This is a genomic window from Streptomyces sp. Ru71, from assembly GCF_002920535.1.
Lineage (GTDB): Bacteria > Actinomycetota > Actinomycetes > Streptomycetales > Streptomycetaceae > Streptomyces.
In genome coordinates this window covers 1-10,714 of the sequence record NZ_PQSS01000132.1, presented here as the reverse complement: position 1 = coordinate 10,714, position 10,714 = coordinate 1, and the positions used below count along the sequence as shown (strand labels likewise).

The window sequence follows — 10,714 nt, the reverse complement described above, 5'->3', positions numbered from 1 at the left end:
GCGCCCGCCCGCCATCTGCCGCCCGCGACGCCGGCCGACGGCGCGGGGCCGCTCACGGCGGTGCGCGAACGCCTCGGCGAGACCCCGCGCCTGACCGGGGAGCTCACGCCCGCGCCCGTAGACGCGCCCCGGCGTGGGCGCCGGCCGCCCACCACCGTCGCCTCCACGGGACCACCGAACCCGACACCAGGCCCCCCACCGGACCACCCCGCCCAACACCAGGGCCCTCCACCGGACCACCGGCGGAGCCTCAGCGTTTTGGTTCCGCCATCAGGCGGGAGCCGGTCAGGCGGTCGCCGAAGACGTCGTCGGGGTTGGACAGCACGCAGGTCTCCAGGGACAGGCAGCCACAGCCGATGCAGTCGGTGAGGTGGTCCCGCAACCGGTTGAGCTGCTTGATGCGCTCGTCCAGTTCCGAGCGCCAGGCCTCGGAGAGGCGGGCCCAGTCCGCCCGGGTGGGTGTGCGCTCCTCGGGGAGCTGGGCGAGGGCGTCGCGGATCGTGGCCAGCGGGATGCCGACCCGCTGCGCGGCGCGGATGAAGGCGACGCGGCGCAGCGTGTCGCGGGTGTAGCGGCGCTGGTTGCCCGAGGTGCGGCGACTGCTGATCAGCCCCTTGGCCTCGTAGAAATGCAGGGCGGAGACGGCGGCGCCGCTGCGGGCGGAGAGTTGGCCGACCGTGAGCTCGTGGATCTTCTCGGGAATCTGGGGCACTCCTCGAAGCCTACCCACCGTCGCGCGGCGTCCGTCCGTTGACAGCGGTCCCGCGGGCTAGCATGCTAAGCAGTTGCTTAGGCAGTTACTTCCCGACAGGCGACGCGAGAGGCCGGGACCATGGCAGAGCCGAGGATCTTCACGTCCACCGACGAGCTCAAGGCGGCGGTGGGCGAACAGCTGGGGTACACCGACTGGGTGGAGGTGGACCAGAAGCGGATCGATCTGTTCGCGGACGCCACCGGCGACCACCAGTGGATCCACGTGGACCCGGAGAAGGCCGCCGCCGGCCCGTTCGGGACGACCATCGCGCACGGCTACCTCACGCTGTCCCTGCTGCCCCTGTTCGGCCCCCAGCTGATCGGTGTCGAGGGCGTGAAGATGGGCGTCAACTACGGCACCAACAAGGTCCGCTTCCCCGCACCCGTCCCGGTCGGCTCCCGGCTGCGCGCCACGGCGAAGATCACCGGCGTCGAGGAGGTACCGGGCGGGGTGCAGGTGAGCATCGCCTTCACCGTGGAGCGGGAGGGCGGGGACAAGCCGGTGTGCGTCGCGGAGTCCGTCTCCCGCTACTACGTCTGACCGGGCGCTACGGCTTCACCGCGCCCACCATGCGGAGCACGAGGTCGGCGTAGAGCGCGCCGACCTCCTCCGGCGTCCGGGGGCCGTCGACGTTGAACCAGCGGGCGACGTCGATGCACAGCGAGAGCACCGCGAGGGTGGTGCCGTGCACGTCGATCACGTCGAACTCGCCGTTCGCGACGCCCTCCTCGATGATGCCGCGCACCTCGGCGTCGACCTGGCGGCGCAGCGCGAGGATCTCGGCGCGCGCCTCGGGGCCGAGCGCGTCGAGTTCGTACTGCACGACCCGCGCGGTGGTGCGCCGGCCCGCGTGCCAGCGGACGAAGGAGCTGACGCCCTCGGCGAGCCGCTCGGTCGCGGTGCCCTCGCCGCGGGCGGCCGTGCGCAGGATGCTCAGCGCGCGGTCGTGGCCGATGCGGCTGATGCGGTGGAGGAGCTCCTCCTTGGTCTTGTAGTGGATGTAGAGCGCGGCCGGGCTCATCCCGGCGCGGCCCGCGATGTCACGGGTGGTCGTCGCGTGGTAGCCCCGCTCGGCGAAGGCCTCCACGGCGGCGACCAGCAGCCGCCGGGCCGCCTCGGGGGTGACCTCGTCCCACGGCTCGATCTCCCCGCCGGCCGTCTCCTCCGCCGTACTCATCTGCTGCTCGCCCCTCTGTTTGACCGGCTCCGCCTCCGGGGCGCTCCAGCCGGTACGGCTCCGCGCCCTCGGTGACAGGGACACCACCATACCGCCGAAGCTGAGCGGCCGCTTAGAGCAGCACGGGCGGGCGACCGGAAAGGTCAGAGCTTTTCGAAGGGGTCGTGCTCGGCGAGCAGCTTCTCCAGTCGCGCCTGGTCGACCCGGCTGGCGAGCTGTCCCGCCTCCTGCCGGTCGCGGATCACCTTGGCGAGGGTGAAGGCGGAGGTGACGAGGTAGAGGACGGCGATGGCGAGGAAGCCGCGGACCCAGGCGTCGGCGTTCAGACGGAAGATGCCGATGGCGGTGGCGGCCATGGCGACGGCGAAGGAGGCGACGGCCTGGCCGTAGAAGGCGGCCGTGCTCTGCTGCTTGACCGGTGTGTCACTCATGGGGACAAGCCTCGGCGGACGTGGCGCCCGCCACATCCGCCGAGATACTCAGGACGTACTCAGAACGCCGAGACGCCGGTCAGGGCACGCCCGATCACCAGCTTCTGGATCTGGCTGGTGCCCTCGTAGAGGGTCATCACGCGGGCGTCGCGCAGCAGCTTGCCCGCCGGGTACTCGTCGATGTAGCCGTAGCCGCCGAAGACCTGCAGGGCGTTGTTGGCGGCGCGCACGGCGGCCTCGGAGGCGAACAGCTTGGCCTTGGAGGACTCGACGGCGAACGGCTGCCCGCGGTCGATGAGGTCGGCGACGCGCCAGGTCAGCAGCCGGGCCGCGTCCACGTCCACGGCGATGTCGCTGAGCAGCTCCTGCACCAGCTGGTGGTGGGCGATGGTCCGGCCGAACTGCTCGCGCTCACCGGCGTAGCGCACGGCGACGTCCAGCGCGGCCTGCGCGATGCCCACGCAGCCGGCCGCGACCGACATCCGGCCCTTGGCGAGCGCGGACATCGCGACCTTGAAGCCCTGCCCCTCCTCGCCGAGCATCGCCGCGGCGGGGACGCGCACGTCCTCAAGGACCAGCTCGGCGGTGGCCTGGCCGCGCAGACCGAGCTTGCCGTGGATGGTGCGGCGGCTCAGGCCGGGCGTGTCGGTGGGGACGAGGAAGGCAGTCACGCCCTTGTGGCCGGGGGCGTCGGTGGAGCGCGCGAAGAGCAGCACGACGTCGGCCCAGGTGCCGTTGGTGATGAACATCTTGGTGCCGTTGATGACGTACTCGTCGCCGTCGCGCACCGCTCGGGTGGCGAGGTTGCCGGCGTCGGAGCCGGTGCCGGGCTCGGTGAGGCCGAAGCAGCCGACGAGTTCACCGGCGGTCAGGCCGGGCAGCCACTGCCGTTTCTGCTCCTCGCTCCCCCAGGCGGCGATCGTCTTGGCGACCAGGCCGAGGGAGACGGAGACGATGCCGCGCACGGAGGAGTCGCCGCGGCCCAGCTCCTCCGTGACCAGGCAGTACGCGAGGTGGTCGCCGCCGGAGCCGCCGTACTCCTCGTCGATGGTCAGACCGAGGAAGCCGACCTCGCCGAGCTTCTTCACGATGCCCCGGTCGACCTCCTCGGCCCGGTCCCAGGCGATCACATGGGGGGCGATCTCCCGCTCCACGAAGTCGCGAGCGAGCCGGCGGACGGCCGCCTGTTCCTCGCTCAGCTCCAGGTTCACCACGCGATCACCCCACAGACTAAGGACCTTGAAAGCTGCACATTTAAATTAGCACTGCTAGTTTCGATGCGCAGCCCTACTATGTGCGCCATGGCCCGACCGCGCAAGCCCCTGCTGAGCACCGACCGCATCGTTCAGACGGCGCGGGAACTTGTCGACGCCGAGGGCCTCGCGGCCGTCTCCACCCGCCGGCTCGCGGCCGAGCTGGGCGTGAGCGGGCCGTCCCTGTACAACCACTTCCGCACCAAGGACGAGATCCTGGAGGCGGTCGCGGACTCGGTGAGCGCCCAGGTCGACCTGTCGATGTTCGACGGCGGCCGGGACTGGCGGACCGCGCTGCACGACTGGGCGGTCTCCTACCGGGCCGCGCTGCGCGACCACCCCAACATCGTCCCGGTCCTCGCCCGCGGCCCCGGCCGCCGCCCGGCGGGCCTGCGGCTGGCCGACGCCGTGTACGGCGCGATGGTGGACGCGGGCTGGCCGCCGGCGCAGGCGACCAGCATCGGCGCGCTGATGCGGTACTTCATCATGGGCTCCGCGCTGGGGTCGTTCGCGGCCGGCTTCGTCGAGGACCCGAGCGCCTACGACCCCGCCGACTATCCCCACCTCGGCCAGGCCCACCTGCTCGCCGAGCAGCAGGAGAAGATCGACGAGCGGGCCTTCGAGGCCGGTCTGACGGCGCTGCTGGACGGCCTGGCGCAGCAGTACGCGCTGCTGGGGTGACGGGGGTGGCGATGACGCTTCGGTGAGCGCCGAAGCGTCGGTGCCGCATCCTGGACCCCATGACCACCAGGGACCCCCAGGCCCCGGGCCTGGCCCGGCTGGCCGCGCTGATCGCCGACGAGACCCGCGCCGCCTGTCTGCTCGCGCTGCTCGACGGGCGGGCCTGGACCGCCGGTGAGCTGGCCCGGCACGCCGGGGTCGCCGCGTCCACGCTCAGCGAGCACCTCGGCAAGCTCGTCGCCGGTGGCCTGCTCGCCGAGGAACGCCAGGGGCGCCACCGGTATGTGCGGCTCGCCGACGCCCGGGTCGCGCAGTTGGTGGAGGACCTGGCGGCCCAGGTCGCGCAGGACGCCGTCGTACGGCCCCGGTCGCTGCGCGCGGCGAGCGCCGGGTCCGCGATGGCCCGCGGGCGCACCTGCTACGACCATCTCGCCGGCCGGCTCGGCATCGCGGTCACGGACGCCCTCACCGAGCGCGGACTGCTGCGGCAGGACACGGGGTTCGCGCTGACGGACGCGGGGGTGAGCTGGTTCGAGAGCACGGGCATCGGGCTCAGGCGGTCGGCTCGCCGGCCGCTCGCCCGGGCGTGCCTCGACTGGACCGAGCGCCGGCCGCATCTCGCCGGTGTCGCGGGCGCCGCGCTGTGCCGGCACGCCCTCGACGCCGGCTGGTGCGTGCGGATCGGCTCCGAGCGGGCGGTGAAGGTGACGGCGAGTGGCGAACGCGCGCTGTCCGAGCTGCTCGGGATCGAGCCCGCGCTGCTGCGCTGACCTGCCGGCGTCAGGTCCGAAAACCGCCAGACGCATGACCGCCCCTCCCCCTAGCCTCGGGAGCATGATGAGCACCTCCCCCTCGCGCCGCCCCGAACTGCTCGCCGCGGCAGCGGCCACGCTGACCGTGGTCCTGTGGGCCTCGGCGTTCGTCTCCATCCGCAGCGCGGGCGCCGCCTACTCGCCGGGCGCGCTGGCGCTCGGGCGCCTGCTGTCGGGCACGGTGGCGCTCGGCCTGATCTGTCTCGTACGGCGGGAGGGGTGGCCGCCCCGCGCGGCCTGGCGCGGGATCGCGGTGTCCGGGGTGCTGTGGTTCGGCTTCTACATGGTCGTACTGAACTGGGGCGAGCAGCAGGTGGACGCGGGCACGGCCGCGCTGGTGGTGAACATCGGGCCGATCCTGATCGCGCTGCTCGGCTCCCGGCTGCTGGGCGACCCGATGCCGCCGCGGCTGCTGGCGGGGATGGCGGTGTCGTTCGCGGGCGCGGTGACCGTGGGTCTGTCGATGTCCGGCGGGGGCGGCTCCTCGGTGCTCGGGGTGGCGCTGTGCCTGCTGGCCGCCATGGCCTACGCGGGCGGTGTGGTGGCGCAGAAGCCGGCGCTGGGGCGGGCGACCGCGCTGCAGGCGACCACCTTCGGCTGTCTGATCGGCGCGGTGGTGTGTCTGCCGTTCGCCGGGCAGCTGGTGCACGAGGCGGCCGGTGCCCCGCTGCCGGCCACGCTCAACATGGTCTACCTGGGCGTGTTCCCGACCGCGCTGGCCTTCACGACCTGGGCGTACGCGCTGGCCCGGACGACGGCGAGCCGGATGGGCGCGACGACGTACGCGGTGCCCGCGCTGGTGGTGCTGATGTCCTGGCTGGCGCTCGGTGAGGTGCCGGGGCTGCTGACGCTGGCGGGCGGTGGGCTGTGCCTGGCCGGTGTGGCGGTGTCCCGTTCCCGGTCGCGGGCCGCCCGGGTCGTGGCGGCGGGGCCGTCACGACCCGAGAAGGCCCGCGAGTCAGCGTGAACGCGCGCGGGAGGCGAGCACCTTGATGGACAGCAGGGCGATGACCGACAGGCCGATGATGTAGCCCGCGACGGACATCGAGGTGCCGGTCGCCTCCAGCAGCAGCACCATCACGAACGGCGCGAGGCCGCCGCCGGCCACCGCGGCGATCTGGTAGCCGAGGGAGGCGCCGGTGTAGCGCATCTCCGGGGTGAACAGCTCGGCGAACAGGGCGGCCTGCGGGCCGTACATGATGCTGAGGAAGCAGCTGGCGACGAAGGTGGCGACGGCGAGCCACAGCAGCGAGCCGGTGTCGATCAGCAGGAACAGCGGTACGGCCCACAGGGCGATGCCGGCCGCGCCGAACGCGTAGATCCGGATGCGCCCGACCCGGTCGGACAGCGCGGCGGAGGCCGGGATCAGCACCAGCTGGGTGAGGCTGACGCACAGCGAGACGGTGAGCACGGCGCCGCGGTTCATGTGCAGTTCGCGGGTGGTGTAGTCGAGGACGCCGGTGATCAGGATGTAGAACGTCGCGGTGTTCACGGCGAAGGAGCCGCCGGCCAGCAGGACGGTGCCCAGGTGGTGGCGCACGATCGTGCGCAGCGGGGAGGCCGTCTCGGTCTTCTCCCGCTCGGCCAGCGCCTGTTCGGCCTGCTTGAACTCCGGGGTCTCCTCGACCCGGGTGTGGATGTACCAGGCGAGGCCCAGCACGAGCAGGCCGGCCAGGAACGGGATGCGCCAGGCCCAGGACGCGAAGGCGGCGTCGGAGGTGAAGGCGCCGGCCAGCAGGAAGACGCTGTTGGCGGTCACCACGCCGATGGGGACGCCGAGCTGGACGACGCTGCCGTACACGCCGCGCTTGCCCTCGGGGGCGTACTCGGTGGCGAGCAGCATGGCGCCGCCCCACTGGGCGCCGACGGCGACGCCCTGGACGACGCGCAGGACGACCAGCAGGACCGGCGCGGCGACGCCGATCGTGTCGTACGTGGGGAGCAGCCCGATGCCGGTGGTGGCCAGGCCCATCAGGGTGAGCGCGAGGACCAGCATGGGTTTGCGGCCCCGCTTGTCGCCCAGGTGCCCGGCGACGATGCCGCCGAGGGGGCGGGCGAGGAAGCCGACGGCGAAGGTGGCGAACGAGGCGAGGACCCCGGCGGAGGGGCTGCCGGCCGGGAAGTAGAGATCGCCGAGGACGAGAGCCGCGGCGATGCCGAAGACGAAGTAGTCGTACCACTCCACGGCCGAGGCGAGGGCCGCGGCGGTGGCGACGCGGCGGCGGTTGCCGGCGGGTGGAGCGGTGGTGGTGAGCGGCTGAGCGGAAGGTGCCGTGTCCATGCGTGCACACTCCGGGGGTGCGGGGGACGGAACGGGGGGCGGCTCGGGTTCCGGGACCGTACTGACCGGACGGTATGGCCGTCAACGGGTCGCGCACCCCGACTTTTACCTGTACGGGCCACACGTCCCTGCCGCGGGCACGCCGAGGCCCCCGGCCGCCGCTCACGGCCGGGGACGGGGGCGTACGGCGGCTAGAAGACGACCAGTGCCCGGCCGCCCTTGCCCGCGAGCATGTTCTCGAAGGCCGCCGGGATGCCGTCCAGCGCGATGCGCTCGGTCACCAGGGCCGACAGGTCCAGGCGTCCGGCCCGCACGTGCTCGGCCAGCACCGGGAGGTCGGCCGCCGGGTCGCAGTTGCCGTAGACGCAGCCGGACAGGGTGCGGCCCCAGTGGAAGATCTCCAGGGCGTTGAAGGTGACCTGCTCCTCCTTGCCGCCGATCCCGACGACCGTGGTGCGCCCGCCGCGGCGGGTGGAGTCCCAGGCGGTGCGGATCGACACCGCCCGGCCCACGCACTCCACGGCCACGTCGACGCCCTGCCTGCCGGTGAGGGCGCGGATCTCGCGGGCGGTGTTCTCGGAGGCGAGCACGTAGTCGGTGGCACCGGCGGCGCGGGCCAGCTCCTCCTTCTCCGGCGAGACGTCGACGGCGACGATCGTCGACGCCCCGGCGATCCGGGCGGACTGCAGGGTGGCCAGACCCACTCCCCCGACGCCGAACACGGCGACGCTCTCGCCGGGCCGCACCCGGGCGGAGTGGTGGATGGCTCCGTAGCCGGTCAGGACCGCGCAGCCGAGCAGGGCGGCGTCGGCGAGCGGGACGCCCGCGGGCAGCGGCAGCGCGCAGGAGGCGGGGACGACGGTCTCCTCGGCGAACGCGGCGACGTTGAGCCCGGGGTGCAGCTCGGTGCCGTCGGCGGTGCGGGCGTAGACATCGGCGGCGCCGTTGAGGGCGTTGGCGCACAGCCACACCTCGCCGAGCGCGCAGGCGGGGCAGGCGCCGCAGGACGGGGCCCAGTTGAGGACGACACCGTCGCCGGGGGCCAGGTGCTCGACACCCTCGCCGACGGCGACGACCGTACCGGCGCCCTCGTGGCCGAGGACGGCGGGCACCGGGACGCGCATGGTGCCGTTGGACAGCGACAGGTCGGAGTGGCAGACGCCGGCGGCGGCGAGGCGGACGCGGACCTGGCCGGGGCCGGGGTCGGGCAGTTCGATGTCCGTGATCTCCAGCGGGGCGCCCACGGCGGGCAGGACGGCAGCGCGAACCACGTGAACTCCTAGAACTGCAGGGACTTGGTCTGGAGGTACTCGGCAAGGCCGTGCGCGCCGAGCTCGCGGCCGACGCCGGACTGCTTGTACCCGCCGAAGGGGGCGAGCGGGTTGAAGCGGCCGCCGTTGATGTCGACCTGGCCGGTGTCCATGCGGCGGGCGAAGGCCACCGCCTCGGCCTCGTCGCCCGCCCACACCGCGCCGGCCAGGCCGTAGACGGTGCCGTTGGCGATGCGCAGGGCGTCGTCCTCGTCGTCGTAGCGCAGGATCGACAGGACGGGGCCGAAGATCTCCTCCTGCGCGATCGTCATCTCAGGGGTGACGTCGGCGAAGACGGTGGGGCTGACGAAGTAGCCGCGCTCGCGCGGGGACTCGGGTCCGCCGGCGACGAGCCGGGCGCCCTCGGCGACGCCCTTCTCGATGTAACCGCGCACCCGCTCCTGCTGCTTGGCGTTGACCAGCGGCCCGATGCGGTCGCCGTACTTCGCGGCGGCGGCCGCGGCCAGCTCGACAGCCTCGTCGTACCGGTCGCGGTGGACCAGCATCCGGGTCCAGGCGCTGCACGTCTGCCCGGAGTTGGACATCACGTTGGCCACGCCCACGTTGACGGCCTTGGCGAGGTCGGCGGAGGGGAGGATGACGTTGGCGGACTTGCCGCCCAGCTCCAGGGCGACCTTCTTGATCGCGGCGCCGGCCACCGCGCCGATGTGCCGGCCGACGGCGGTGGAGCCGGTGAAGGAGACCATGTCGACGCCGGGGTGCTCGGCGAGGGCCTGCCCCGCGACCGGGCCGAGGCCGGTGACCAGGTTGAACACACCGGCCGGCAGACCCGCCTCGTGCACCGCCTCGGCGAACAGCTGCGCGGTCAGCGGGGTGTCCTCGGCGGGCTTGAGGACGACCGTGCAGCCGGCGGCGAGAGCCGGGGCGACCTTGGCGACGATCTGGTGCAGCGGGTAGTTCCACGGTGTGATCGCGCCGACGACGCCGATCGGCTCGTGGTACACGGTCGAGTTGCCGGCCTTCTCCTCGAAGGGGTACGTCGCGGCCAGCTCGGCGTAGGAGCCGGCGACGGCGATCGGCACGGCGGCGTGCACGTTCTGCGAGAAGGGCAGCGGGGAGCCCAGTTCGGTGGTGACCGTCTCGGCGATCTCGTCCTTGCGGGCCGCGAGCGCGTCCCGCAGGGCGGTCAGGCGCGCGGCGCGCTCGGCGGGCGCGGTGGCCGCCCAGGCGGGCAGGGCGGCGCGGGCGGCCCGTACGGCGTTGTCGACGTCCAGGGCGTTGCCGGCCGGGACCCGCGCGACGACCTGCTCGTCGGCCGGGTTGACCACCTCGATGACGTCCTCGCCCTCCGCGGGGCGCCAGGCGCCGTCGAGATACATGCCGTCGTGTGCCTTCATCGTGCTCCTCCGGGCCGGTCTCGTCGTCCGACACACAAACTAGCGGCGCTAGTTTGTGTGCGCCAGACGCCTTATGACATCACGGCCCGTGGGCCGGCTCACTCGTCGAGGTCCGGCAGCCGGTCCGGGGACGGGCACACGCGCTCGCCGTGCTGGTCGAAGACGAAGAGATGGGCGAGGTCGACCAGCAGCGGCACCTGCATGCCGTGCCGCAGACGCAGGTCCGGGGTGGTGCGCACGACCAGGTCGCCGGGGACGCGGGCGGTGGGCGGCGCGATCTCGGCCTCCGGCTCCCCCGGACGGTCCAGGACCACGACCGGTCCAGCCCGCAGCGCACCCGCCCGCTCACGCAGCCGGTCCAGCACCGACCCCTCGCGCCGGCGCCTGCGCACCGGCCGCGCCACCGGGCGCGGCGCCTCAAGTTCCGGTACGACGGCTGGGCTGGACCCGGTGTTGAAGTGGACCAGGCTCTCGTGGCCCTGGAACTCGACGTGCTCGACGAGCCCGGTGAGCGCCACCTCGCCGGGCCGGGCCGCGCTGTGCTTGGCGATGCGGACGGCCTCCGAACGCAGGCCCACGATGACCTCGCGGCCCTGCTGGACGCGGAGCAACTGGTGGTCCAGGGAGAGCGGTTCGGGCAGGCGCAGGAACTGCTTG

General features: G+C 73.2%; 12 protein-coding genes. 4 read left to right on the top strand and 8 right to left on the bottom strand.

Annotation, left to right across the window (positions count from 1 at the left end):
- Positions 1-250: 250 nt before the first annotated feature.
- Positions 251-712: a redox-sensitive transcriptional activator SoxR gene (gene soxR, locus C3489_RS37100; RefSeq protein WP_103786545.1), complete on the bottom strand. Its 462-nt coding sequence runs from the start codon at positions 710-712 to the stop codon at positions 251-253.
- A gap of 120 nt (positions 713-832) precedes the next feature.
- On the opposite strand from soxR, the gene C3489_RS37095 reads away from it, so the two are divergent.
- Positions 833-1,294: a MaoC family dehydratase gene (locus tag C3489_RS37095; RefSeq protein WP_103786544.1), complete on the top strand. Its 462-nt coding sequence runs from the start codon at positions 833-835 to the stop codon at positions 1,292-1,294.
- A 7-nt stretch (positions 1,295-1,301) separates the two neighbouring features.
- Here C3489_RS37095 and C3489_RS37090 read toward each other — a convergent pair whose 3' ends face one another.
- The 3 genes from C3489_RS37090 to C3489_RS37080 all read right to left on the bottom strand — a co-directional run bounded on the left by C3489_RS37090 (position 1,302) and on the right by C3489_RS37080 (position 3,573).
- A complete protein-coding gene (locus C3489_RS37090; RefSeq protein ID WP_103786543.1) occupies positions 1,302-1,931 on the bottom strand; it encodes a TetR/AcrR family transcriptional regulator in 630 nt (209 codons plus the stop codon).
- Positions 1,932-2,074: 143 nt separating this feature from the next.
- A complete protein-coding gene (locus C3489_RS37085; RefSeq protein WP_103786542.1) occupies positions 2,075-2,362 on the bottom strand; it encodes a YiaA/YiaB family inner membrane protein in 288 nt (95 codons plus the stop codon).
- Between the two features lie 59 nt (positions 2,363-2,421).
- A complete protein-coding gene (locus C3489_RS37080; protein WP_103786541.1) occupies positions 2,422-3,573 on the bottom strand; it encodes an acyl-CoA dehydrogenase family protein in 1,152 nt (383 codons plus the stop codon).
- A gap of 90 nt (positions 3,574-3,663) precedes the next feature.
- Here C3489_RS37080 and C3489_RS37075 point away from each other — a divergent pair, with 90 nt between their 5' ends.
- From C3489_RS37075 to C3489_RS37065, 3 genes are all read left to right on the top strand, one after another.
- Positions 3,664-4,296, top strand: coding sequence for a TetR/AcrR family transcriptional regulator (locus tag C3489_RS37075; RefSeq protein ID WP_103786540.1), 633 nt, complete (start codon positions 3,664-3,666; stop codon positions 4,294-4,296).
- 59 nt (positions 4,297-4,355) lie between these two features.
- Complete coding sequence (locus C3489_RS37070; protein ID WP_103786539.1) at positions 4,356-5,066, top strand: helix-turn-helix transcriptional regulator; 711 nt, start codon at positions 4,356-4,358, stop codon at positions 5,064-5,066.
- Positions 5,067-5,133: 67 nt separating this feature from the next.
- Positions 5,134-6,075 carry a DMT family transporter gene (locus C3489_RS37065; protein WP_374936809.1) on the top strand — a complete coding sequence of 314 codons (942 nt, stop codon included), beginning with the start codon at positions 5,134-5,136 and terminating at the stop codon, positions 6,073-6,075.
- Here C3489_RS37065 and C3489_RS37060 read toward each other — a convergent pair.
- The 4 genes from C3489_RS37060 to C3489_RS37045 form a co-directional block, all read right to left on the bottom strand.
- Positions 6,067-7,389: an MFS transporter gene (locus C3489_RS37060; protein ID WP_103786537.1), complete on the bottom strand. Its 1,323-nt coding sequence runs from the start codon at positions 7,387-7,389 to the stop codon at positions 6,067-6,069. The genes C3489_RS37065 and C3489_RS37060 overlap by 9 nt on opposite strands.
- Positions 7,390-7,580: 191 nt before the next feature.
- Entirely contained in the window at positions 7,581-8,660 is a 1,080-nt protein-coding gene (locus C3489_RS37055; protein ID WP_103786536.1) for a Zn-dependent alcohol dehydrogenase, read from the bottom strand.
- Between the two features lie 8 nt (positions 8,661-8,668).
- Positions 8,669-10,057, bottom strand: a complete 1,389-nt coding sequence (locus C3489_RS37050; RefSeq protein ID WP_103786535.1) for an aldehyde dehydrogenase family protein — start codon at positions 10,055-10,057, stop codon at positions 8,669-8,671.
- A 98-nt stretch (positions 10,058-10,155) separates the two neighbouring features.
- The coding region (locus tag C3489_RS37045) for a TOBE domain-containing protein (RefSeq protein ID WP_146075402.1) at positions 10,156-10,714 on the bottom strand (559 nt) is incomplete at its 5' end.

Coding starts and splice junctions, on each gene's coding strand:
- C3489_RS37070 (WP_103786539.1), top strand. CDS start 4,356: ATGACCACCAGGGACCCCCAGGCCCCGGGCCTGGCCCGGCTGGCCGCG.
- C3489_RS37065 (WP_374936809.1), top strand. CDS start 5,134: ATGAGCACCTCCCCCTCGCGCCGCCCCGAACTGCTCGCCGCGGCAGCG.
- C3489_RS37060 (WP_103786537.1), bottom strand. CDS start 7,389: ATGGACACGGCACCTTCCGCTCAGCCGCTCACCACCACCGCTCCACCC.
- C3489_RS37095 (WP_103786544.1), top strand. CDS start 833: ATGGCAGAGCCGAGGATCTTCACGTCCACCGACGAGCTCAAGGCGGCG.
- C3489_RS37050 (WP_103786535.1), bottom strand. CDS start 10,057: ATGAAGGCACACGACGGCATGTATCTCGACGGCGCCTGGCGCCCCGCG.
- C3489_RS37085 (WP_103786542.1), bottom strand. CDS start 2,362: ATGAGTGACACACCGGTCAAGCAGCAGAGCACGGCCGCCTTCTACGGC.
- C3489_RS37075 (WP_103786540.1), top strand. CDS start 3,664: ATGGCCCGACCGCGCAAGCCCCTGCTGAGCACCGACCGCATCGTTCAG.
- C3489_RS37090 (WP_103786543.1), bottom strand. CDS start 1,931: ATGAGTACGGCGGAGGAGACGGCCGGCGGGGAGATCGAGCCGTGGGAC.